Genomic DNA, 21,320 nt, shown 5'->3' on the forward strand with positions numbered 1-21,320 from the left:
CCTATCTCCAAAGTACTCCACGATTTCTAGTCTGAATTCGCCCGATGGAGGGCGATTCAGGAGTGTGGAATGCGAGCCAAACCGCTCATCGTTTTACTCACGTTGCTGATCGTGAGTTCCGAGGCATCGGCGTCTGTCAAATGGCTGAGTCGCGCCAATTGCATCGCCGGAACCATCAATGAGTCGATTACCTACGATCGACCCGCGTTACGTAGCCACTTCATGTACACCCAGGGTACCCACGTGGGTTTCGGTGCCGTGGCGGGTCATGTCGTGACGGCGGACTGGAACATGACGTGGCGCTCTTATGCCGGGGACCTCGCGGATGCGTCGCGCAACACTGTGCGCGGCGTCCACGTATTCGGGGATGACCTGCGATTCCTGCAGACTCAGTATTCCATTGCGACCGACTGCAATCTGACGGAGTGGTGAAATGAAGAAGATTCTCTATGTTTCTTTCCTGTCGGCTTCCCTGTTCTCAGCATGTGCCTCGGCCTCGTCGACTCTGGTCGACGTTCCTGCGCAAAGCGGTAATTCGTCCGCAGTCTCGGATGATACGTCGGCCACAAGCGAGGGCGACCTGGACATTTCGCGCATCCCCATGTCCCCGGGGCTTCACGTGGTGCCGCTGAATGAATCGCCTTTCGTTGGCGCCCTTGCCGCGAAGATCGAGCAGGATATTGCCGAGCAGTCTTCCAGGGGCGTACACACGGCTGAGGATGTCCCGGATGTGCGCGCATCGCTTGCCCATGTCCGCAGCAGCGCCCTTGGCGGCAATGAGGAAGTCTTTACGACGTTGTCCCAGGTCAAGCCGCATCTTTACTATGAGCCGGCATCGATCTCCCAGACCTTGCTCGAGGGGCTTCCACTGGTGGATGTGTCCACGGCGGGCGGGAATAGGGATGGTCGCTGGACCGGCCTCAGTCGTTCATGGGAAGTGGCCGGGCTCGGACTGGTACAACTGGACGAGTCCGAATACGCAGACGGCGGCGGGTCTGTTACGGTCATCAAGGAGTGGCTCAACACCGATATCAACGGTCAACCAGGCACCATCCAGACCATGCGTGGGCCTGACGGCGCCACGCAGGTCTCGCTGGGCTGGGTCACCGACCACAAGGTCATGAGGTTGAACCTCCAGCCTGTCGACCCCGATGCACTGGCACCCAACCAGGAAGCCTTGCTTACCATGGCTCGTTCTATTCGATACTGACCCGCGCCTGGCCTGACAAAGCGGATCGGGCAGTCGGTTCGACCTGTCCGGTCCGCGAATCCTGCCATAATGTGAGGATGTCCGAGCACCGAATCATCTCCACCGCCGCCGCCATGGATGACGACGCGCTGGAAGCCAGCATCCGTCCCAAACGCCTGGCCGAATACCTCGGCCAGCAGACGGTGCGTGAGCAGATGTCGATCTATATCGAGGCCGCGCGGCGTAGGCAGGGCGCACTCGACCACGTGCTCATCTTCGGGCCGCCCGGCCTGGGCAAGACCACGCTGTCGCACGTGATCGCCAACGAGCTGGGCGTCAACGTCCGCTCCACCTCCGGGCCGGTGCTGGAACGCGCGGGCGACCTGGCCGCGTTGCTGACCAACCTGGAAAAGAACGACGTCCTGTTCGTGGACGAAATCCACCGCCTTTCCCCGGTGGTGGAGGAAGTGCTCTATCCAGCCATGGAAGACTTCCAGATCGACATCATGATCGGGGAGGGCCCGGCCGCCCGCTCGATCAAGCTCGACCTGCCGCCCTTTACCCTGATCGGCGCGACCACGCGTGCGGGTCTGCTCACCGGCCCGCTGCGCGACCGTTTCGGCATCATCCAGCGGCTGGAGTTCTACAGCGTGGATGAGCTGACCGCGATCGTCCGCCGCGCCGCGAAAATCTTCGGTATCGAGTGCGAGCTGGAGGGGGCGATCGAGATCGCCCGGCGATCCCGCGGCACGCCGCGCATCGCCAACCGGCTGCTGCGCCGGGTGCGCGATTTCGCCGAGGTGCGCGGCGATGGCATCATCACCCACGCCCTGGCCCGTGCCGCGACCGACATGCTCAGGGTGGACGCCGAGGGTTTCGACGATCTCGACCGCCGCCTCCTGAGCACCATCATCGAGAGTTTCGACGGTGGTCCCGTCGGGGTGGAATCCCTGGCCGCCGCCCTCAGCGAGGACCGCGGCACCCTCGAGGACGTGGTCGAGCCCTACCTGATCCAGCAGGGCTACCTGATCCGCACCGCCCGTGGCCGCATGGCCTCGGCGAAGGCCTGGCGCCACCTCGGCCTCAACCCGCCGCCGCGCCAGGGTGACGTCCCCGACCTGTTCGCAGACGACCCATGAGTGCCTTCAGCTTTCCCGTGCGCATCTACTGGGAAGACACGGACGCCGGCGGCGTGGTGTACCACGCCAACTATGTCCGTTTCATGGAGCGCGCCCGCACGGAATGGCTGCGTGCGCAGGGCATCGACCAGTTGGCCCTGCGCGAAACCACCTCGCTCGGCTTCGTCGTCCGCGAGATGCACCTCGATTTCCTGCGGCCGGCCCGTCTGGATGATGAACTCCAGGTCACGGTAGACGTCAAAGAGCGGCGTTCAGCCAGTATGCTGTTCGGTCAGGAGATCGTGTGCGGGGGCACGACGCTGTTGCGCGCCACGGTGCGCGTGGCGTGCGTCAACCTCGTCACCATGCGACCTGCCCAGATACCGGCCGGCTTGTTCCTCCAAGCCTTCCCCCTTACCTAAAGCCCCAGATACCCGGCGGAGAGCCTTCAAGCGATGAACGGTGGACTGAACATTTTCAAGCTGGTTGCGGAAGCAAGCCTGCCGGTGCAGCTGGTGATGCTGCTTCTCCTCGTCTTCTCGTTCCTGTCGTGGGTCATCATCATCCGCAAGTACAGCCAGCTGAAGACCGCCCACGACAACGCCGAGACCTTCGAGGATCGCTTCTGGTCCGGTGCCGACCTGGCGGCCCTGTTCCGTGAGGTGGGTAACCGCGAAGGCCAGAGCGGCATCGAGAACGTGTTCGAGGCCGGCTTCCGTGAATTCGCCCGCCAGCGCCAGCGCCGGGCCGGCGATGCCGACCGCATCATGGAAAGCTCCGAGCGCGCCATGCGCGTGGCCGGCACCCGCGAGATCGGCAAGCTGGAACAGAACCTGGAATTCCTGGCCAACGTCGGCTCGATCAGCCCGTATATCGGCCTGTTCGGTACCGTCTGGGGCATCATGGGTGCCTTCCAGGGCCTGGGCGAGATGAAGGACGTCACTATTTCCGTGGTGGCCCCGCACATCTCCGAGGCCCTGATTGCTACGGCCATGGGCCTGTTCGCCGCCATCCCGGCCGTCTGGGCCTACAACCGCTTCGCCACCAAGGTGGAGCGCGTCGCGTCGCGTTACGAGGTGTTCCAGGAAGAGTTCTCCTCGGTGCTGCAGCGCCAGATCCACGCCGACGACGTCGCCTGAGCCCCCGCCATGGCCACGCGTAACGTGCACCGCCGCCACAAGCGGAAGCTGAAATCCGAGATCAACGTCGTGCCGTACATCGACGTGATGCTCGTCCTGCTCATCATCTTCATGGTCACCACGCCGATGATGAACCTGGGCGTGGATATCCAGCTGCCACAGACCAACGCCAAGTCCCTGCAGGACAAGAAGGACCCGGTCGTCGTTTCCGTCGACGAGGGTGGCCAGATCTACCTTACCGCCAACGGCACCAAGCGCGAGCCGGTCAGCGCGGACGAGTTCAAGAGCAAGATCACCGCCTTCCACGATGCCAACCCCGAGCTTCAGGTCCTGGTGGCGGGCGACCAGCGCGTGGGCTATGGCAAGGTCTACCAGATCCTCCCGATCCTCCAGGAAGCGGGCGTCTCCAAGATCGGCCTGATGAGCCAGCCGGAGTCGGGCGCGCAGAATGGAAAACCGTAACGGTACGCCGCGCGCGGTCGTCCTCGCCGCGCTCCTGCACATCGGCATCGTGGCCTTCCTCGGCCTCGCGATCATCCCGTGCTCGGACTACGAAAAGTGGGCCGACGCCCTGGGCTTGCCCGCGGCATGGAACCCATTGAAGTGTCCCGCGCCGATCCAGCTGCCCGGCCAGATCATCGAGGCCACACTGATCGGCCCCACGGGAGCGCCGCCGCCGAAGCACACCGCCAAGCCGGTGCCCAACACGGTGCCCCCGCCGCCCGCGCAGCCCACGCCCACGCCGCCGCAGCCCGAGAAACCCAAGGTCGAGACCCTGCCGCCGCCGCCGAAGGTGCCGGCCCTGAAGGACCAGGAAAAGGTGGTCGACGACGCCGTGCAGAAGGCTGAGGATGCCAAGCGCCTGCAGGAAGAGCAGCAGCGCCAGCGCCAGGCCGAGCTGGATGCGCAGCAGGAAGAGAAGAAAAAGGAAAAGCAGAAGCAGATCGACGAGATCTTCAAGCAGCTGGACGCCGCCAAGTCGCAGACCAAGCAGGCCGACAGCAAGAAGAAGCAGGCCGAACAGCAGCTGCAGGACCTCGCCAACGCAAAGGATGATGGTCGTGAAAACCTGCCGTACGCCGACAAGGTCCAGACCGGCCAGGCCGGCAAGGACGACAGCAAGCAGGCCCTGTACATCGCCGCGATCCAGAACGCCGTGACACCCAACTGGCTGCGGCCTGACAACATGCCGGACGCCCCCTGCATGGTGCACATCACCCAGATCCCGGGTGGCCAGGTGCTCAGTGCGAAGGCGGACGCCAGCTGCCCGTACGACGCTGCGGGCCGGGCGTCGATCGAGAACGCCGTGTTGCGCGCCCAGCCGTTGCCGTACCAGGGCTTCGAGGATGTGTTCCAGCGCAACCTCACGTTCACGTTCCGGCCGCAATGATGTGACGCGCCCCGGCCCGGCAGGCGCCGGGCGGGGCGGTTCATAATCGGGTCATGCTGGCTTTCGCCAGCGGGTTAACATGCCGTCGCCGTCCCCTCTTCCCAGGTCGCAATGAATCCGCCCATGCGCAGAATGCTCCCCCGCCTAGCTCTCCTTCTGGTTGCCCTGACTGCCTTCGTGGCCGGTCCGGCAGCCGCCCAGTCGCTGAACGTCGACATCGTGGGCGGCCTGAAGACGGCCACTCCGATCGCCGTCGTGCCGTTTGCCCAGGCCGGTGGCGCGCCACTGCCTACCGACGTGGCCGACGTGATCCGCGCGGATTTCAACCGCTCGGGCAAGTTCCGCTCGCTGGACAAGGCCGACATCGTCGAAACCCCGTCGCAGGGCGCGGACATCAAGTTCGCCACGTGGCGCCTGCTCAAGCAGGATTTCATCACCATCGGCCGCATCAGCGACGCCGGTGGCGGCAACCTCAAGGTCGATTACGAGCTGTGGGACGTCAACAAGCAGCAGAGCCTGCTGGCCCAGTCGTTCACCGCGCCCGCCGGTGACCTGCGCGGCGTGGCCCACCAGATCGCCGACCAGATCTATGAAAAGATCACCGGCGTGCGCGGCGCCTTCTGGACCCGCATCGCCTACATCACGGCCGTGGGCGTGGGTAACAACGCTACCTACTCGCTGATCGTCGCGGACTCCGACGGCTTCAATCCGCAGGTGGTGGCTCGCTCGCGTGAATCCCTGCTCTCGCCGGCCTGGTCGCCGGACGGCAGCAAGATCGCCTATGTGTCGTTCGAAAGCGGCAATTCGGCGGTCTACGTGCAGAACATCTCCACCGGCTCGCGCAGCCTGATCGCCTCGCATCCGCGTGGCATCAACAGTGCGCCGGCCTGGTCGCCGGACGGTCGCAAGCTGGCCGTCAGCCTGTCGTATGTGGGCAACCCGGAGATCTTCGTGATCGACGTGGCCAGCCATACCGAAACGCGGCTGACCAACAACTTCGCCATCGACACCGAGCCGACCTTCACCCCGGACGGCCAGAGCATCCTGTTCACCTCCGATCGCTCGGGCAAGCCGCAGATCTACCAGATGTCGGCTTCCGGCGGCGCCGCCACGCGTCTCACCTTCCAGGGTGGTTTCAACGCCAGCGCTTCGGTCAGTTACGACGGCAAGCAGATTGCGATGGTGCAGGGCAACGGGAACGTGTATCGTATCGCCATCATGGACCGCAGTCTGGGCGGGCAGGTGCGCTTCGTTTCCCCGGGTAACGTGGACGATTCGCCCAGCTTCGCGCCCAACGCCAGCATGCTGCTTTACGCTGCATCGCAGGGTACGCGTGGTGTCCTGTATGCGGTTTCGGCAGACGGTGCCGTGCGTCAGCGCCTTGTCCTTTCGGACGGCGACGTGCGCGAACCGTCGTGGGGACCCTATCGACAGCGCTGATGCCACGTTTCTACGGGAACGTGGTATCGGTAACGTCCAGGGAGGGGCGCGGGCATCCGCGCCTTTTCTGCGGACGACAATTAACCGGCAATCGCTGCAAGGCGGTTGCCGGAGCGAAGACGCAGGGTGCGGGACAGCGCCCCGTCGGCGTAGATGTAAGTAGAAAAACAGCCGGACAACCGGCGGTGCCTGTCCCGAAACCGAAAACCGACTGTCGGAACTCAACTGTTTTAAGGAACGTCCCATGAATAAGACTGTTACCGTCACCCTGGCTGCCCTGCTCTGCGTGGGCGCGGCCGCTTGCTCCAAGAAGCAGGTCAAGCCGGTCGCTCCGACCGAATCGCAGCCGGTCGCTCAGACCCAGGCTCCGATGAACGACGGCAAGTACCAGCCGTCCGACCTCGACACCGACGCTTGCCTGCGTCAGCGCGTCGTCTACTTCGACTTCGACAAGAACGAAGTGAAGCCGGAGTTCCAGCAGATCATCGCTTGCCACGCCAAGTACCTGCAGGATCGTCCGCAGTCGGCCATGACCCTCGAAGGCAACACCGACGAGCGCGGCACGCGTGAATACAACCTGGGCCTCGGCGAGCGTCGCGGCAATGCCGTGTCCAGCGCCATCCAGGCTGCCGGTGGTTCGGCTGGCCAGGTCAACGTCACCAGCTACGGCAAAGAGAAGCCGACCTGCCGTGAGCACAACGATGACTGCTGGTCCAAGAACCGTCGCGTCGAGATCGTCTACACCGCGAAGTAAGTGATGAAGAAGACTCTGGCTACCAGTTACATGGCCAGGCTTGGCATGGCGGGCGCACTTGCGTCCGCCATGCTTTTTGCTTTGCCCGTCACCGCCCAGGACACCCGTCTCAGTCTCGCCGATCGCGTTGCGCGGCTCGAGCAGCAGTCGCAGGCCCAGGCCGGCACGACCACCCTGGTCAACCAGGTGAACGATCTGCAGCAGCAGGTCTCGCAGTTGCAGGGCCAGATCGAAGAGCTCCAGCACCAGAACCAGCAACTCCAGGATTCCCAGAAGGCGCAGTACGCGGATGTCGATTCGCGGCTGGGTCGTATCGAAAAGGGTGGTGCCCCCGCCGGCCAGCCCGCCGCTGCACAGGGCACGCCGCCGGCCGCGGCCCAGCCACCGGCCACGTCGTCGCAAGGTAACGCCGCAGCCGGCGCCGCAGGCGCGGCTGCCGGCAGTGCCGCCGCCGCGCCCCCCGCGGGCGCGCCGTCCCAGCCGGCCAATGCCGACCAGCAAGCCGCTTACGACGCCGCGTTCAAGTCGCTGCGCGCGGGCGATTACGTCACCGCGTCGCGTGGCTTCCGCGACTTCCTGGTCAAGTACCCGGATAGCCCGCTCGCCCCCAACGCCTATTACTGGCTGGGCGAGTCCTACTACGTGACCATGAACTATCCCGTGGCCATCGAGGCTTTCCAGCGCCTGGTCAAGCAGTATCCGCAGAGCGACAAGGTCTCCGACGGCCTGCTCAAGGTCGGTTATTGCCAGATCGAACTGAAGCAGCAGGATGCTGCCATCGCCACGCTGAAGCAGGTCGGCACCAAGTATCCGGGCACCAAGGCTGCGGGCCTCGCACAGGAACGCCTGCGTCGTCTGCAGCGCCAGACGGCCAACTGATCCCATGACCGGTAGCACCGTACTACCGGCGGCTGTCCCGCCGGCTTCGCCCGTCGCGGAGCGGCTGCGGATCACCGAGATATTCCATTCCGTGCAGGGTGAGGCAGACGCCATCGGCTGGCCCACGGTATTCGTACGCCTTACCGGATGCCCGCTGCGCTGCGTGTGGTGCGATACCGAATATTCCTTCCACGGCGGCCAGTGGCACGACATCGATGCCATCGTCGCCGAGGTGGCCGGTTACGGTGCGCGCCATGTCTGCGTCACCGGCGGCGAGCCGCTGGCGCAGAAGCGCTGCCAGATCCTCCTGCGCAAGCTGTGCGATGCCGGCCACGAGGTTTCCCTGGAAACCTCCGGCGCGCTCGATGTCGCCGATGTCGATCCGCGCGTCCGCAAGGTCATGGACCTGAAGGCCCCGGACTCCGGCGAAAGCGCGCGCAACCTCTGGTCCAACCTCGACCACTTGCTGCCGCACGACCAGGTGAAGTTCGTCATCGCCAGCCGCGGCGATTTCGAATGGTCGCGCGACATCGTCCGCCAGCATGCGCTGGACCGCCGCGCGATGGTGCTGTTTTCCCCGGTGTGGGGCAACGTCCAGCCGCGCGAACTCGCCGAGTGGATCCTCGCCGAACGTCTGCCCGTACGCTTCCAGCTGCAGCTGCACAAGCTGCTGTGGAACGACGCTGCCGGCCACTGATACGACTGCAAGGGTATTGCCATGAATGCTTCGACCTCTCCCCGCAAGGCCGTGATCCTCGTGTCCGGCGGCATGGATTCGGCGGTCACCATCGCCATGGCGCGCGAGCAGGGCTTCGAGGTGTACGCCCTGAGCGTGGCCTACGGCCAGCGCCACAGCTCCGAACTGGAAGCCTCCGCGCGGGTGGCCGGCATGCTCGGTGCCGTGACGCACAAGACGGTGCACATCGACCTGCGCAGCATCGGCGGTTCCGCCCTGACGGCGGACATCGATGTGCCCGAGGACGGCGGCGAAGGCATTCCCGTGACCTACGTGCCGGCGCGCAACACCATCATGCTGTCCATCGCGCTGGGCTGGGCCGAGGTGCTGGGCTCGTCGGACATCTTCTGTGGCGTCAATGCCGTGGATTACTCCGGCTACCCGGATTGCCGCCCGGCGTTCGTCGAGTCGTTCCAGGCCCTGGCGAATGTGGCCACCAAGGCCGGTGTGGAAGGCGCGGGCATCCGCATCCATGCCCCGCTGATGGAGATGGGCAAGGGCGACATCGTCCGCGAAGGCATGCGCCTGGGCGTGGATTTCTCGGCCACGGTCAGCTGCTACCAGGCCGATGCGCAGGGTCGCGCCTGCGGGCACTGCGATGCCTGCCGGCTGCGCGCGGAAGGATTCGCCAAGGCCGGCGTGCCGGACCCCACGCATTACGCTTGATGCGGAAAAACGCTTTAGTCAGCAGGGGCGGGCGGCGCGAACAGCTCGACCACGCTCCGCGGTGCGGCATCGCCGAAGAACCGCATGAGATTACCCGCCGCCACGCGCGCCACGGCCGCACTGCGCGGAAACAGCGCGTCTTCGTACGCCGACAGCGCCGTGTCCACGTGGCCGGCGTGCGTCACGAGCCAACCCGCCAACTCGGCGCCATCGACCATAGCAAGGTTGGCCCCTTCGCCTGAGAAGGGCGACATCAGGTGGGCCGCGTCGCCCAGTAGCGTCACACCGGGAACACGACGCCAGCGATGCTCGATGGGAAGCGCATGGATCGGTCTGAGCACCGGTCGCGTGTCACTCAGGGTGACGAGATGGCGCAGGGCGGGTGCCCATCCTTCGAAATGCTCGGCCAGGCGTACCAGCATGTGCGATGTGTCGTCGATATCGATCGATGCGATCCATGCTTCCGGCTGGTTCAGCGCCACGTAGGTGTGCAGGCTGCCATCCGCGTTGCGATGGGCGAGGATGCCCTTGCCCGGCGCAACGGCCATGAGGGTGCCCCGACCGATCAGGTTCGCGCTGGCCCGATGCCGGCCGTCGCTGTGTTGCAGCCGCATCTCGACGAAACAGGTGCCGGTGTAGGCAGGTCGTGCCGACGACAGCAGCGGGCGCACGGTCGACCAGGCACCGTCGGCGCCGACAAGCAGGTCGGTTACCAGGGTCGCTCCGTGGGCGAAGCCGATCTCATGCCGACCCTGGCCCAAGGGTTTGACGGACACTACCTTGTGGCCCCAGCGAATGGTGTCGGCTGGAAGGGCGTCGATGAGCATCGCGCGCAGTTCGCCTCGGTCTACCTCGGGCCGCGCGTTGGCGCGATCACCGGGCCGGTCGAGCAGCAGCCGGCCATGGCTGTCGACGACGCGCTTGGCATCCTCGCCGGGGCGGACGAGGTCGAGGAAGCGTGTGAATAGGCCGGCGGATTGCAGGGCCCGTTGGCCCGTGCGTTCGTGGATGTCGAGCAGTCCCCCCTGCGTCCGCGCGTCGGCCGAGGGTTCGGCTTCGCAGATCGTGACGGAGATGCCGTTCCGATGGAGGATGCGGGCCAGCGTCAGTCCGCCTAGTCCCGCGCCGATGATGGTGACCGGGTATCGCATGTGCATGCTCCTTTGCCCGCGTACCGCATGAGGATGCGTCGGGCGATCGTTTCAGGAGCCGCTGGCCGACCACGGACGTGGCCGGTGTGTGCGCGAGGGACTGAGCGGCAGGGCGCCAGGACAGGCCGTCGTTTTTCGCGACGTGGTGGCGGAGCACGAGGTCCGCCCATGGTTTTTTACATAGGGCCCGTTTTCGGCAACCGAAACAGGCTTGTGGAAAAGTGCTGGTAAGGTCGAAGCATGGCATGGGTCGATTTCGATCGCCATGAAAACGGCAGGGCTTTAGACCTCTGTCATTCGCACGAGTCGATATGTGATGGGGCCATGGGACATGAAAAAGGTTTTGCTGATTGCGACGGCTGTTGTTTCATTTGCACATTCGCTGTCCGCCATGGCGGCAGTGAGTGATAAGCAGGATGCGCAGGCCATGATCACTGGCGGCCCCTTTACGTGGGTTGCCTATTTCAGCGTTCTTAATCCACCCTCGCGTTGCGTCACGGCCACGGAGGGTGGACAGGTAAATCTCTCGATCTGCGATGGCGGCCGCTATCAGATGTGGAGCCACTCGCAGAATCAGCTCGGCGACGAGATCCGCAACGTGCAGTCAGACCTTTGTTTGCAGGGTGGCAGCCCCAGCAGCCCGTCGGTCACGGCACAGGCCTGCAACGGCGGAAACGCGCAACGGTGGGTTTTGACGCAGGATCGCCTGGGCTGGTCCATGCGTAATGTTTCCACTGGGTACTGTCTCGACACCAATGGAAGCGCTGTCCTGCAGATTTATTGCGGTCTGGGTGACCCGGCGCGCCAACGTTGGATTCAGCAATAGGGACACGAAACGCGGAGCGCGCCGCTTTCGGTAAGTCGCTGACGCGTATGGTGGGTCGTGCCGGATTCGAACCGGCGACCTACGGATTAAAAGTCCGCTGCTCTACCAACTGAGCTAACGACCCATACGCGGCAAGCCGACTAGTTTAGTGATCCGGCCGTGACCGCACAACCCGCGAGGTGGGTCGGTTCAGGTGGTGGCGACGAGCGCCTGCACCTCGCGTCCCGCGGCGCGCCAGGCGCCGATGCCGCCGGTCAGGGGGCGCACGTTGCGGAAACCCAGCTTGACGAGCCGTTCGGCCACCTTCGCCGCCGATACTTCGTTCGGACACGAGCAGTAGATCACCACCGCGCTGTGCTTTGGCAGGGTGGCGATGTCCGCATCCGCCGTGGCGAAATCGAACATCCGCGAGCCCGGAATCACGAACGGATCATCGCGCCGGCTGATCGCCGTGCGCACGTCCACGATCAGTGCACCGGGATCGCTGGCCAGCAGGAGCGACAACTCGTCGACGGAGATGCGCGACCGCCGCATCTGTCGCAGGAGCAGCATCCGCCGCGCATAGCGGAAGCCGATCCACAGCGCCATGACGGCCACGGCCACCGCGGCCAGCCCGATGCCGAACTCGCGCAGGGCGACCAGCACCGCGTCGATCTGCCGATAGCAAAGCATGCCGACCGACAGGCCCACGGCGATCCACAGCGAAGCGCCGAGCAGGTCGTATAGCGTGAAGCGGACGAAGCGCGTGTCGCCCGCGCCGGCGATGGGAATGGTGACCAGCGACAGCCCCGGGACGAAGCGCGAGATCAGCAGCAGCTTGACCCCGCGCTTTTCGAAGAAACCGCTGGCGCGCCGCACGCAGGTGTCCGGCGAGAGCGACACGCGGCACAAGCCGTCCAGTACGCGGTATCCGAAGTGCCGCCCGGTGAGGAACCAGGCCACGTCACCCAGGAAAGCGCCGGCCAGTGCGGCCACGAACGTGGCGACGACCAGCAGGGGATCGTGCGAAGCGACCAGGGTGCTGCCGACCACGATAAGGGTTGGCATGGCGGGCACTGGCAGGCCGATCGCTCCGGCGAACACGCCGAGGAAGGCTACCGTCGGCGCCGCGTCCGCCCAGTTGATGCTCGCCACGCTTCGTACCTCGGCCCATGTCCGTCAACCCCGCCACGATACGCCTGTGACGTTTCGCCGGACAGACCGCCCCAGGCCGTTTGGCCTAGGCCTTCCGGCCAGGAGGCATCACGAGTGGGTCGACACGTCGTTGCTCAGGTCGTTCATGTCGCCCAGGTGCTGCGCGGCGACAAGGGCTTCCAGCCGGTTGCGGACATGCAGCGCGCGGAAGATCGCCGCCAGGTGGATCTTGACCGTGCCTTCGCTGATCTTCAGTTCGCGCGCAATCAGCTTGTTCGGCCGGCCCAGGGCCAGCAGCTTGAGCACGTCACGCTGCCGATCGGTAAGGATGCTGGCCAGGCGATCCTTCAGCGCCAGCCCGTCGCTTGCGGCACGCGGCACGGAAAAAGCGTGCACCGCGTCGGGGGCTTCGGCTTTCATGGCTTCGGGCGGCACATAGATGCCGCCGCCCACGATCAGCCGGACGGCATTGAGGATGACGTCGGGTGGCGATGACTTCGGGATATAACCCTGCACGCCAAGCTCCAGGACATGCCGGATCGATGACGAATCCTCGGTGCCGGACAACACGACGACGGGACGCATGCGCGCTATGCCGGTTTCGTCTTCGGCCTCACGCATGGCCGCCACGGCGTGCCTGATGTGTTCGACGCCTTCGGCGCCCGGCATGGCCATGTCGATCAGGGCAATGTCCGGCAGTGGTCCGTCGCTGAGATGTTTCTGCAGCTGCGCCACCGTCTGGGCCTCGACGAAGGTGACGTGGTCACCCAGCTCGCGCAGCTTGAGCTTCACTCCCTCGATGATGAGTCGGTGATCGTCCGCGATCAGTACGTGCATACCGCTCCTCCGCCTGCATGGTCGCAGGCTTCCCCGTTCCTGCGAACATAGCCCTGTCGATGGCCGTCGGCAAGCCGGCCATACGGCTCATGCCGGCGCATGATGGGCAGCCCAGGCGGAAACCATGACTTCATGAAGCCGATCCGGGGACACGGGCTTGAACAGGACGCGCGTTGTTGCCGTATCTACGCTCTGCAGGAAGTCCACGCGCGTCTCGCCGGTGATGAGCACGCGTGCGAAAGGCGGCGGATCGCCCGGACGTCGCCGGTAGTAGCGATCCAGCAGCGCGATCACGTCCAGGCCGGTGCCTTCGCGCAGGCGCAGGTCGGAAATCACGATGTCGGGTGGCTGCATCCACTGGTGCACGGCCTCCATGGCCTGCTGCGCATCTGCGGCAGTCATCACCTCGCAGCCCCAGCTGCCAAGGAGAAAACTGATGCCGGCCAGGATGGAAGGCTCGTCGTCGATGACCAGTACCCGCATGCCGGCGACGTCGCGTGTCGCCGCCGGTGCCTGCGTTGGTGGCTGGCGGAACTCGACGATGCCCGGGCGTGTTTCCGGCAGGGTCAGCGAGAACACGCTGCCCTTGCCGGGGCGCGACCGAACCGATGCCGTGCTGCCCAGCAACCCGGCCAGCCGCTGCACGGTCGACAGGCCCAGCCCGAGGCCACGCCGGGTGCTCTCGGGGCGACCGGCTTCCGGGCCGCTCTCCACGCGGTAGAACTCGTCGAAGATATGGCGAAGGTGGTCGTCGCCGATGCCGATGCCGGTATCCCACACGTCGATCCGCACCCGGCCGTCCAGCCGTTTTCGGGCGCCCACCAGTACGCCGCCGCAGCGCGTGTAGCGAAGGGCGTTGCTGACCAGGTTGTTGAGTATGCGGGCCAGCATGGTGCGGTCGCAGTGCACCCACAGTCCCGTGGTGCGGACGATCAGGCGCAGGTCGTGTTGCTCGGCGACCATGCGAAAGTTGACGCTCACTTCCTCGAACACCTCGTCGAGCGCCACGTCGCGGAGGGTGGCCGGCATGGCGCCCGTCTCCAGACGGGACAGGTCCAGCAGTTCGCTGAACAGGTGATCCAGCGCCTCGACGCATTCCTGGATGTGCGCGATACGGTTGAGTCGGAGCGGGTCGAACTCGTCCACGGCCAGGCCCGACGAAAACAACGTCAGGGCGTACAGCGGCTGGCGCAGGTCGTGCGAGGCAGCGGCGAGGAAACGGGCCTTGGCGACGCTGGCCGCTTCCAGCGCGGCGTTCTTGCGAGCCAGCTCCTCGGTGGCGGCGGCGATCTCACGCTCCATCCCGATCTGCGCATGCAGCAGTTTGGATGCGGCGCCGTTGAAGCCGCGTTGCAGATCGCCGATCTCGGTATCGTCGGTCACCGGCACCACCACGGTACGGTCGCCCAGGCCGAGCTGGCGCACGGCGATGGCCAGGTTGCGCAGGGGTGCGCTGAGCCAGCGTGCCGCCGACCACCCGATCATGGCCGCGATGAACAGGCTCAGCGCCAGCCATAGCAGGGCGTTGTGCATGGCGACCCGCTGCGCCTCGATGGCGTCCTCGATGCTGACGTCCACCGTGACCGAGCCCACCACGCGGTGGGTCAGCGGATCGAGTACCTCGCGGGCGACGGTGAGCGTATCGTCGTCGCCGGCGGTGCCGTTGACGCGGTCGGCGAGGATCTCGCCGTCGCGGTCGCTGATGCGCACGCGGGACACCTGGGGCAACTGCACGATGGACTGCGCGATGCGGGCGATCTCACGACGCTCGCCGGTGCGCAGGGCGTCGCCGGACACGGAAGCCGACTGCTGCGCGATCGCATCCGCCGTGGAACGGCCCATGTCGTGCAGGTTGTCCATCTGGTGGCTGGTCAGCAGTGTCACCAGCAGCACGGCAGTGATGGCGGTAGGCACCAGGGCGACGCAGGTCAGGCGCTGCACGAGCGACGTGCGGCGCCACACCCTTTCCAGCCCTGACGACGCCGATACGTCACGCATGACATTCCCCCGACGGCCCCTTGCCTGGCGCCGCGAGGCTACAGCCTAGCGCAGTTGCCCGTGCTCAGGCGCGCCGGCGGCGTGCGCGTACCGATCGCACGACCAGGGGCAGCAGGCTGACGACCACGAAGGCGCACAGCGGAAGCAGGATGCGGACATCCAGCAGGCTGAAAGGCGCCACGCCACCCAGGGTGGAGGCGAGTCCCGCGCCGATCGCGCTCTCGATCACCAGCGATACCGTGCCACCGAGCCAGGTGGCGCCGATGAACAGCCATACCGGGCAGCGCAGCCAGGCCAGGGCGACCGTCATCGCCCCCAGGGGCACCACGGGAACGAAGCGCAGGGCAAAGGTATAGCGCACGGGATGGCGGGCGAAGCCGTCGCGCAGGCGCGCCGCGAACTCGGGCGGTGCCCGCCCGCCTGCCCGAAAGGCGTGGCGGCTGGCGACATACAGCAGGAGCGACCCCGCGACGAGGGCCGCCGACGACAACGCGCTGCCCTGGACGATGCCGAACAGCAGTCCCCCGGCCAGTACGATGACGATGGTGCCGGGCACCCCGGTCGCGATCGCCAGGGCCAGCACGCCCGCGTAGGTCGCCCGCGACAGCACGGGGTGTGCGGCAATGCCCGCTCGCAGCATGCCCTGCTCGGCAAGCAGATGCTCGGGATGGAAGCGGTCCAGGGCGCCGCTGGCCAGCGCGACGACACCGGTCAGGATCAGCAGCACCAGCGGCAGCACGGCGCGCCAGCGCGTCATCGGGCGGGTGCGCCGCTCAATACGCGGCCCCGGATTCACCGTAGCGGCGCAAGACCTCCCGGGCATCGTCGCGGCGGATGTCGCGACGCACGGCGATGCCGCGCCGCGCCAGTTCGCCCACCCAGTCGGCGGGAAGCGGGCCTTCGTCGAACGGGGTCAGTTCCTCGACATCCTCGGAGCGGGCGCCGATCAGCAGCTCGTCGATACCCGCCCATACGGTGGCGCCGAAGCACTGGCAGCAGGGCTGCGAACTGGTGGCCAGCACGAAGCGCGAGCCGTCCTCGTTGAGGCGGAAACGCTGCAGGCGTTGCTGTGCCGTCATGTACGCCATCATCTCGGCATGCGCGACGGAGCAGCTGTGCGGCACCACGCGATTGACGCCGACCGAGACGATGCGGTCGGCGCCGTCGAACACCACGGCACCGAACGGCCCGCCCGTGGCCAGGTCGACGTTGCGCGAGGACAGGTCGATGGCCAGGCCGACCTTGGCCTCGTCGCCGATGTAGGGCACGGCGGTATCGACCGCTTCATGGACCCAGGCCGGCAGGGTGAGATGAACCTGTGCGTACAGCATCAGGCCTGCTTCGCCCAGGAATCGCGCAGGGTGACGATGCGGTTGAACACCGGCGCGTCGGCCGCGTGGTCGTGCATGTCGGCCACGAAATACCCCAACCGCTCGAACTGCACGCGCTCCTCCGCGGATGCCGCAGCGGCCGCGGGTTCGACATAGCCGCGGACGATGCGCCGCGATGCCGGGTTGAGGTGGTCCTTGTAGGTCTTGCCGTCGCTGTCGTCGTCGGGGTCGGTGACGTCGAACAGGCGGTCGTACAGGCGGATCTCCGCCGGGATGGCATCGCGCGCGCTCACCCAGTGGATGGTGCCCTTGACCTTGCGATCGGCACCGGGCATGCCGGTGCGCGAGGCGAGGTCGAGCGTGCAACGCAGCTCGGTGACCTGACCGTCCGCATCCTTGATGACCGCGTCGCAGCGGATGATGCCGACGCCGCGCAGGCGGACCTCGCCCTCCGGCTTCAGGCGATGGAAGCCCTTCGGCGGCACCTCGGCGAAGTCGTCGCGCTCGATCCACAGTTCAGGCGAGAACGGCACGCTGCGGGTACCGAAGCTGTCGTCCTTCGGATGGTTGAGGAAGGTGAGCGACTCGGCGTGCGCGGCGTCGAGGTTGGTGATGACCAGCTTCACCGGGTCGATCACGGCCAGGCGCCGCGGTGCCGTGCCGTCGAGGTCGTCGCGCACGGCGCCTTCCAGCACGCTCATGTCGATGGTGCTGTTCTGCTTGCTGACGCCGATGCGTTCCCAGAACAGGCGGATGCCCGCGGGGGTGAAGCCGCGACGGCGGACGCCGGCGATGGTCGGCAGGCGGGGATCGTCCCAGCCGTCCACCAGGCGCTCGGTGACCAGCGTGATCAGCTTGCGCTTGCTCATCACGGTGTAGTTGAGGTTGCCGCGGGAGAACTCGATCTGGCGTGGCTTGCTGGGTGTGGTCGGCACGCCGGCGGCGGCCAGCGATGCCCACAGGGCCGGATCGTTCGCGAGGTCCACGTGGTCCACGCACCAGTCGTACAGGGGCCGGTGGTCTTCGAACTCCAGGGTGCACAGCGAATGCGTGATGCCTTCCAGCGCATCGGACAGCGAGTGCGCGAAGTCGTACATCGGGTAGATCGGCCAGGCGTCGCCGGTGTTCTGGTGGTGCACCTTGCGTACGCGGTAGAGCGCCGGGTCGCGCAGGTTGATGTTGCCCGAGGCCATGTCGATCTTCGCGCGCAGCGTCTTGCTGCCGTCGGCGAATTCACCGGCGCGCATGCGCTGGAAGAGGTCGAGGTTTTCCTCGATGGAGCGGTCGCGGAAGGGCGAGTTGCGGCCCGGTTCGGTCAGCGTGCCGCGGTACTCGCGCACTTCCTCCGCAGAAAGATCGTCCACATAGGCCACGCCCTTGCGGATCAGCTTCAGTGCCGAACGGTAGAACACCTCGAAGTAATCCGAGGCGTGGCGTAGTTCCGCCCAGTCGAAGCCCAGCCAGGTGACGTCGCGCTGGATGGCCTCGACGTATTCCACGTCCTCCTTCGAGGGGTTGGTGTCGTCGAAGCGCAGGTTGCACACGCCGGCGTAGTCGGTCGCCAGCCCGAAGTTCAGGCAGATCGACTTGGCGTGGCCCAGGTGCAGGTAGCCGTTGGGCTCGGGCGGAAAGCGCGTGCGGATGGTCGCGTGCTTGCCGGCGGCGAGGTCGTCGCGGACGATCTGGCGGATGAAGTTCTGCGGCAGGACGGGCGTTTCGGTCGACATCGCTTGGACTCGGCAGGTAGGGCGCGGCAAACGCGGAAGTTTACCTTCCTTGGGCGCGACACGCTTGCCGCCGGCGCGGACGCGGGTTAGCTTGGCGGCATGTCGCCCCTATCCGATCTCGTCCGGGACGTTCCCGACTTTCCTCGTCCGGGCATCATGTTCAAGGACATCACCCCGCTCCTGGCCGATGCGGCGGCCTTTGCCGCCTGCATCGACGCCTTGTGCTCACCCTGGCTCGGCAAGGGCATCGGTGCCGTGTGCGGTATCGAGTCGCGCGGTTTCATCTTCGGCGCCGCCATGGCCCGGGCGCTGGACGCCGGCTTCGTGCCTGTCCGCAAGGCCGGCAAGTTGCCGCCGCCCGTGGTCGGGCTCGACTACGGCCTGGAGTACGGCCTGGATCGCCTGGAAATCGGGGCGCACGCCATCGCACCGGGAGAGAAGGTCATCGTGGTGGACGACGTGCTGGCTACCGGCGGCACGCTGGAAGCCGCGCGTCGGCTCGTGGAGCGACTGGGGGCCGAGGTCTGCGGCGGTAGCGTGGTGCTGGAACTGGCGGGACTGAACGGGCGGTCTCGGTGGTCCGGTGACGCGCCCCTGTACGCCCTGGTCGGGTCCTGACGCCTCAGTGTCGGGGTGGGCCCTCCTCGCGCAGGTCCTCCACGAGCACGATCTCGCACCCGCCGGCACCCGTGTCCTCGCGCGTCAGCGATGTCTTCCACTGCCAGCCATCGTCGCGCCGCACGTCCACCAGGAAGCCGTCGAAGTGGACCACGTCGCCCGGGCGCACGTGGCGCAGCTCGCGCGCCGCGTTGTCGTTGGCGGGAATCATGTGCATGTTGGCGCTGGAGTCCTCGATCTCCTTGCGGGGTATCGGGAAGTGGTCCGTGTACCAGAAGTAGAAGCGGTTGGACTGGGAGATGCGAATCTTGTCCAGCACCGCGGTGTCCGACATGCGCCCCCAGCCCAGCGCGAGGTCCGTCGGGGCGATCGGCGCCAGGTCGTCCAGCTGGTAGTCCTCGCGTGACAGCACGCGGCCGGTCATGGCGAACTTCGCGCGGGGCGCCAGCGTGTAGTGCCCGCGGTTGAGCACCGTGCCCGGGCCGAGGTCCTCCTGGTCGGGAGTGTCGCCCGCGAGGACGCCGGGCGCGTCGTGCACCGGATGGTGCTGCCACCAGGCGTAACCGCCCCAGCCACACAGGATGAGCAGGAGGACCAGCCAGAAGCGCATGCCGCGAGAACCGTCAGTAGGATGATGAGGGGCCAACGCCCGAAACCCTTTCTGGTTGACGTGGCGCGGTTCCCCGTGGATCGAACAGGGCGGCGGGCAGGTCGCGGACGATGGCCGCAAGCGCCTCGAAAAACGGCGTCATGGCGGAACTCTTGCGCCACAGCATGGCAATCCGGCGGCTGGGTGCCGGCGCGGCGAAGGCGATCAGGTCCACATTGGGCGACTGGGCTACCGGGGCCTGCACGGCCAGGGCAGGCAACAGCGTGATGCCCACGTTGGCCGACACCATCTGGCGCAGGGTTTCCAGGCTGGTCGCCCGGAATCCGGTCTTCTCGCCGGCGCCGGCCATGTGGCAGACCTCCAGTGCCTGGTCGCGCAGGCAGTGCCCGTCCTCGAGCAACAGCAGGTTCTGGTCCGAAAGGTCATCCATGCGCAGCGGCGCGTGGCCCGCGAGGGGGTGTCCGCTGGGCACGGCAAGGACGAACGGCTCCTCGAACAGGAATTCCACGTGCAGCGAATCGTCGTGGACGGGCAGGGCGAGGATGCCGGCATCCAGGGTGCCCTCGCGCAGCATGTGCAGCACCTGCTCGGTCTTCTCCTCGCGCAGCAACAGCTCGAGGCGGGGGAAACGCGCCCGCAGCGGCGGCACCACGTGTGGCAGCAGGTAAGGCCCCAGCGTGGGGAAGATGCCCAGGCGGATCGTGCCCGACTCAGGATCGCGCGTGCGCTGGGCGATCGCCTTGATCTCGTCGATCTGCGACAGCACCCCACGGGCGCGCCGTGCGATTTCTCCGCCGGTTTCGGTCAGCAGCACCTTTCGCGGCGTGCGCTCTACCAGCGCGACACCCAGCTCGTCTTCCAGTTTGCGGATCTGGGTGGACAGCGTGGGCTGGCTGACGAAGCTGGCCTCGGCGGCGCGACCGAAGTGGCGGTGTTCCGCAAGGGCGACGAGGTACTGCAGGTCACGCAGGTTCATGGCGGCGGCTCGAGGCAGATCAATAGATGCAGCCTATCACACTGATGCCTACAATCGATTTGAGATAATCGCCGCAGCGGGCTAACCTTGGTATTCAGTCGCGTCACCAAGCGCGCAACGAAACCAACAACCCGTAACGGAGAGTCGAAAACATGCTGACCATCGGCGATAAATTCCCGGAATTCAACCTGCTGGCCGTGAACGGTGGCCCCCTGGCCAACAAGATCGAAGACGCGTTCACGACCATTACCGACAAGTCGTACGAAGGTAAGTGGAAGCTGGTGTTCTTCTACCCGAAGGACTTCACCTTCGTCTGCCCGACCGAGATCAAGGGCTTCAGCGACCTCAACGAGAAGTTCGCCGATCGCGACTGCCAGATCCTGGCCGCCTCGACCGACTCCGAGTTCGTCCACCGCGCCTGGCGCATGGACCACGCCGACCTCAAGGACCTCTCGTTCCCGATGCTGGCGGACATCAAGAAGGACCTGACCTCGGCGCTCGGTATCCTCACGGCCGATGGCGTTGCCCAGCGCGCCACGTTCCTGGTCGATCCGAACAACGAGATCCAGTTCGCCTACGTCACGGCCGGTTCGGTCGGCCGCAACCCGGACGAAGTGCTCCGCGTGCTGGACGCCCTGCAGACCGACGAACTGTGCGCCTGCAACTGGAAGTCGGGCGAAGAGACCCTCAAGGTCGCCTGATGCACCAGCGGTTGTAAGTCCCGCGCCGCTCCGCTCCCTCCCCCCGCGTGGCGCGGGCAGCCCCACGGGCGGCGAAGTTCGCTTCGCCGCCCGTTTTTCA

Annotated in this window: 24 protein-coding genes and 1 tRNA gene; 15 read left to right on the top strand and 10 right to left on the bottom strand. The window is 66.1% G+C overall.

What is annotated here, in order from left to right:
- Positions 1 to 69: 69 nt before the first annotated feature.
- The 12 genes from QRN34_RS08260 to queC all read left to right on the top strand — a co-directional run bounded on the left by QRN34_RS08260 (position 70) and on the right by queC (position 9,311).
- On the top strand, positions 70 to 432 hold the full coding sequence (locus tag QRN34_RS08260; protein ID WP_036137510.1) for a hypothetical protein: 363 nt from the start codon (positions 70 to 72) through the stop codon (positions 430 to 432).
- 1 nt (position 433) lies between these two features.
- Entirely contained in the window at positions 434 to 1,210 is a 777-nt protein-coding gene (locus tag QRN34_RS08265) for a hypothetical protein (RefSeq protein WP_285403617.1), read from the top strand.
- Between the two features lie 77 nt (positions 1,211 to 1,287).
- Positions 1,288 to 2,328 (top strand): Holliday junction branch migration DNA helicase RuvB, encoded by a 1,041-nt coding sequence (ruvB, locus tag QRN34_RS08270; protein ID WP_285403619.1) that lies wholly within the window; start codon positions 1,288 to 1,290, stop codon positions 2,326 to 2,328.
- A complete protein-coding gene (ybgC, locus tag QRN34_RS08275) occupies positions 2,325 to 2,729 on the top strand; it encodes a tol-pal system-associated acyl-CoA thioesterase (protein ID WP_036137501.1) in 405 nt (134 codons plus the stop codon). Before ruvB ends, ybgC begins: the two co-directional genes overlap by 4 nt.
- A gap of 33 nt (positions 2,730 to 2,762) precedes the next feature.
- Positions 2,763 to 3,446, top strand: a complete 684-nt coding sequence (gene tolQ, locus QRN34_RS08280; protein ID WP_036137499.1) for a protein TolQ — start codon at positions 2,763 to 2,765, stop codon at positions 3,444 to 3,446.
- A 9-nt stretch (positions 3,447 to 3,455) separates the two neighbouring features.
- Entirely contained in the window at positions 3,456 to 3,908 is a 453-nt protein-coding gene (gene tolR, locus QRN34_RS08285; RefSeq protein ID WP_036137496.1) for a protein TolR, read from the top strand.
- Entirely contained in the window at positions 3,895 to 4,836 is a 942-nt protein-coding gene (locus QRN34_RS08290) for a cell envelope integrity protein TolA (RefSeq protein WP_285403626.1), read from the top strand. Before tolR ends, QRN34_RS08290 begins: the two co-directional genes overlap by 14 nt.
- Before the next feature lie 111 nt (positions 4,837 to 4,947).
- Positions 4,948 to 6,276: a Tol-Pal system beta propeller repeat protein TolB gene (gene tolB, locus QRN34_RS08295; RefSeq protein WP_285403629.1), complete on the top strand. Its 1,329-nt coding sequence runs from the start codon at positions 4,948 to 4,950 to the stop codon at positions 6,274 to 6,276.
- Positions 6,277 to 6,520: 244 nt separating this feature from the next.
- Positions 6,521 to 7,030: a peptidoglycan-associated lipoprotein Pal gene (gene pal, locus QRN34_RS08300; protein ID WP_036137489.1), complete on the top strand. Its 510-nt coding sequence runs from the start codon at positions 6,521 to 6,523 to the stop codon at positions 7,028 to 7,030.
- Positions 7,031 to 7,033: 3 nt separating this feature from the next.
- Positions 7,034 to 7,909, top strand: coding sequence for a tol-pal system protein YbgF (gene ybgF / locus QRN34_RS08305; RefSeq protein WP_285403632.1), 876 nt, complete (start codon positions 7,034 to 7,036; stop codon positions 7,907 to 7,909).
- A gap of 4 nt (positions 7,910 to 7,913) precedes the next feature.
- Complete coding sequence (queE, locus tag QRN34_RS08310) at positions 7,914 to 8,606, top strand: 7-carboxy-7-deazaguanine synthase QueE (RefSeq protein WP_285403634.1); 693 nt, start codon at positions 7,914 to 7,916, stop codon at positions 8,604 to 8,606.
- A 21-nt stretch (positions 8,607 to 8,627) separates the two neighbouring features.
- The gene (queC, locus tag QRN34_RS08315) at positions 8,628 to 9,311 is read left to right on the top strand and encodes a 7-cyano-7-deazaguanine synthase QueC (protein WP_285403636.1); all 684 of its coding nucleotides are present in this window, start codon (positions 8,628 to 8,630) and stop codon (positions 9,309 to 9,311) included.
- A 14-nt stretch (positions 9,312 to 9,325) separates the two neighbouring features.
- Here the strand turns inward: queC and QRN34_RS08320 are convergent, their stop codons facing one another.
- Complete coding sequence (locus tag QRN34_RS08320) at positions 9,326 to 10,462, bottom strand: NAD(P)/FAD-dependent oxidoreductase (RefSeq protein WP_285403643.1); 1,137 nt, start codon at positions 10,460 to 10,462, stop codon at positions 9,326 to 9,328.
- A 331-nt stretch (positions 10,463 to 10,793) separates the two neighbouring features.
- Between QRN34_RS08320 and QRN34_RS08325 the strand changes: the two genes are divergently transcribed.
- A complete protein-coding gene (locus QRN34_RS08325) occupies positions 10,794 to 11,288 on the top strand; it encodes a ricin-type beta-trefoil lectin domain protein (protein ID WP_285403646.1) in 495 nt (164 codons plus the stop codon).
- Positions 11,289 to 11,336: 48 nt separating this feature from the next.
- Here the strand turns inward: QRN34_RS08325 and QRN34_RS08330 are convergent.
- From QRN34_RS08330 to QRN34_RS08360, 7 genes are all read right to left on the bottom strand, one after another.
- Positions 11,337 to 11,412, bottom strand: a tRNA-Lys gene (locus QRN34_RS08330).
- 65 nt (positions 11,413 to 11,477) lie between these two features.
- A complete protein-coding gene (locus tag QRN34_RS08335; protein WP_285403649.1) occupies positions 11,478 to 12,422 on the bottom strand; it encodes a DedA family protein/thiosulfate sulfurtransferase GlpE in 945 nt (314 codons plus the stop codon).
- Positions 12,423 to 12,530: 108 nt separating this feature from the next.
- Positions 12,531 to 13,259, bottom strand: coding sequence for a response regulator transcription factor (locus QRN34_RS08340; protein WP_285403651.1), 729 nt, complete (start codon positions 13,257 to 13,259; stop codon positions 12,531 to 12,533).
- 87 nt (positions 13,260 to 13,346) lie between these two features.
- Positions 13,347 to 15,257, bottom strand: a complete 1,911-nt coding sequence (locus tag QRN34_RS08345; RefSeq protein ID WP_285403653.1) for a hybrid sensor histidine kinase/response regulator — start codon at positions 15,255 to 15,257, stop codon at positions 13,347 to 13,349.
- 64 nt (positions 15,258 to 15,321) lie between these two features.
- Entirely contained in the window at positions 15,322 to 16,014 is a 693-nt protein-coding gene (locus QRN34_RS08350; RefSeq protein ID WP_285403656.1) for a VTT domain-containing protein, read from the bottom strand.
- Positions 16,015 to 16,030: 16 nt separating this feature from the next.
- On the bottom strand, positions 16,031 to 16,588 hold the full coding sequence (locus QRN34_RS08355; RefSeq protein WP_285403658.1) for a nucleoside deaminase: 558 nt from the start codon (positions 16,586 to 16,588) through the stop codon (positions 16,031 to 16,033).
- Positions 16,588 to 18,315 (bottom strand): glutamine--tRNA ligase/YqeY domain fusion protein, encoded by a 1,728-nt coding sequence (locus QRN34_RS08360; RefSeq protein ID WP_285403660.1) that lies wholly within the window; start codon positions 18,313 to 18,315, stop codon positions 16,588 to 16,590. The genes QRN34_RS08355 and QRN34_RS08360 overlap by 1 nt, the downstream gene beginning before the upstream one ends.
- Positions 18,316 to 18,414: 99 nt before the next feature.
- Between QRN34_RS08360 and QRN34_RS08365 the strand changes: the two genes are divergently transcribed.
- Complete coding sequence (locus QRN34_RS08365; protein WP_285403663.1) at positions 18,415 to 18,933, top strand: adenine phosphoribosyltransferase; 519 nt, start codon at positions 18,415 to 18,417, stop codon at positions 18,931 to 18,933.
- Positions 18,934 to 18,937: 4 nt separating this feature from the next.
- On the opposite strand, the gene QRN34_RS08370 is transcribed toward QRN34_RS08365, so the two are convergent.
- Together QRN34_RS08370 and oxyR are read right to left on the bottom strand one after the other, a co-directional pair.
- Positions 18,938 to 19,543 carry a hypothetical protein gene (locus QRN34_RS08370; RefSeq protein ID WP_285403664.1) on the bottom strand — a complete coding sequence of 202 codons (606 nt, stop codon included), beginning with the start codon at positions 19,541 to 19,543 and terminating at the stop codon, positions 18,938 to 18,940.
- Positions 19,544 to 19,556: 13 nt separating this feature from the next.
- Entirely contained in the window at positions 19,557 to 20,519 is a 963-nt protein-coding gene (gene oxyR, locus QRN34_RS08375; protein ID WP_285403665.1) for a DNA-binding transcriptional regulator OxyR, read from the bottom strand.
- Between the two features lie 152 nt (positions 20,520 to 20,671).
- On the opposite strand from oxyR, the gene QRN34_RS08380 reads away from it, so the two are divergent.
- Positions 20,672 to 21,220 carry a peroxiredoxin gene (locus tag QRN34_RS08380; RefSeq protein ID WP_036137465.1) on the top strand — a complete coding sequence of 183 codons (549 nt, stop codon included), beginning with the start codon at positions 20,672 to 20,674 and terminating at the stop codon, positions 21,218 to 21,220.
- Positions 21,221 to 21,320: the final 100 nt, after the last annotated feature.

The sequence above is a fragment of the Luteibacter sp. ME-Dv--P-043b genome, assembly GCF_030209605.1.
In the GTDB taxonomy this organism is placed as follows: Bacteria; Pseudomonadota; Gammaproteobacteria; order Xanthomonadales; family Rhodanobacteraceae; genus Luteibacter.

Bases quoted from the DNA above. Each gene is read 5' to 3' on its own strand.
- QRN34_RS08260 (WP_036137510.1), top strand. From the start codon at position 70: ATGCGAGCCAAACCGCTCATCGTTTTACTCACGTTGCTGATCGTGAGT.
- QRN34_RS08265 (WP_285403617.1), top strand. From the start codon at position 434: ATGAAGAAGATTCTCTATGTTTCTTTCCTGTCGGCTTCCCTGTTCTCA.
- ruvB (WP_285403619.1), top strand. From the start codon at position 1,288: ATGTCCGAGCACCGAATCATCTCCACCGCCGCCGCCATGGATGACGAC.
- ybgC (WP_036137501.1), top strand. From the start codon at position 2,325: ATGAGTGCCTTCAGCTTTCCCGTGCGCATCTACTGGGAAGACACGGAC.
- tolQ (WP_036137499.1), top strand. From the start codon at position 2,763: ATGAACGGTGGACTGAACATTTTCAAGCTGGTTGCGGAAGCAAGCCTG.
- tolR (WP_036137496.1), top strand. From the start codon at position 3,456: ATGGCCACGCGTAACGTGCACCGCCGCCACAAGCGGAAGCTGAAATCC.
- QRN34_RS08290 (WP_285403626.1), top strand. From the start codon at position 3,895: ATGGAAAACCGTAACGGTACGCCGCGCGCGGTCGTCCTCGCCGCGCTC.
- tolB (WP_285403629.1), top strand. From the start codon at position 4,948: ATGAATCCGCCCATGCGCAGAATGCTCCCCCGCCTAGCTCTCCTTCTG.
- pal (WP_036137489.1), top strand. From the start codon at position 6,521: ATGAATAAGACTGTTACCGTCACCCTGGCTGCCCTGCTCTGCGTGGGC.
- ybgF (WP_285403632.1), top strand. From the start codon at position 7,034: ATGAAGAAGACTCTGGCTACCAGTTACATGGCCAGGCTTGGCATGGCG.
- queE (WP_285403634.1), top strand. From the start codon at position 7,914: ATGACCGGTAGCACCGTACTACCGGCGGCTGTCCCGCCGGCTTCGCCC.
- queC (WP_285403636.1), top strand. From the start codon at position 8,628: ATGAATGCTTCGACCTCTCCCCGCAAGGCCGTGATCCTCGTGTCCGGC.
- QRN34_RS08320 (WP_285403643.1), bottom strand. From the start codon at position 10,462: ATGCGATACCCGGTCACCATCATCGGCGCGGGACTAGGCGGACTGACG.
- QRN34_RS08325 (WP_285403646.1), top strand. From the start codon at position 10,794: ATGAAAAAGGTTTTGCTGATTGCGACGGCTGTTGTTTCATTTGCACAT.
- QRN34_RS08340 (WP_285403651.1), bottom strand. From the start codon at position 13,259: ATGCACGTACTGATCGCGGACGATCACCGACTCATCATCGAGGGAGTG.
- QRN34_RS08345 (WP_285403653.1), bottom strand. From the start codon at position 15,257: ATGCGTGACGTATCGGCGTCGTCAGGGCTGGAAAGGGTGTGGCGCCGC.
- QRN34_RS08350 (WP_285403656.1), bottom strand. From the start codon at position 16,014: ATGACGCGCTGGCGCGCCGTGCTGCCGCTGGTGCTGCTGATCCTGACC.
- QRN34_RS08355 (WP_285403658.1), bottom strand. From the start codon at position 16,588: ATGCTGTACGCACAGGTTCATCTCACCCTGCCGGCCTGGGTCCATGAA.
- QRN34_RS08360 (WP_285403660.1), bottom strand. From the start codon at position 18,315: ATGTCGACCGAAACGCCCGTCCTGCCGCAGAACTTCATCCGCCAGATC.
- QRN34_RS08365 (WP_285403663.1), top strand. From the start codon at position 18,415: ATGTCGCCCCTATCCGATCTCGTCCGGGACGTTCCCGACTTTCCTCGT.
- QRN34_RS08370 (WP_285403664.1), bottom strand. From the start codon at position 19,543: ATGCGCTTCTGGCTGGTCCTCCTGCTCATCCTGTGTGGCTGGGGCGGT.
- oxyR (WP_285403665.1), bottom strand. From the start codon at position 20,519: ATGAACCTGCGTGACCTGCAGTACCTCGTCGCCCTTGCGGAACACCGC.
- QRN34_RS08380 (WP_036137465.1), top strand. From the start codon at position 20,672: ATGCTGACCATCGGCGATAAATTCCCGGAATTCAACCTGCTGGCCGTG.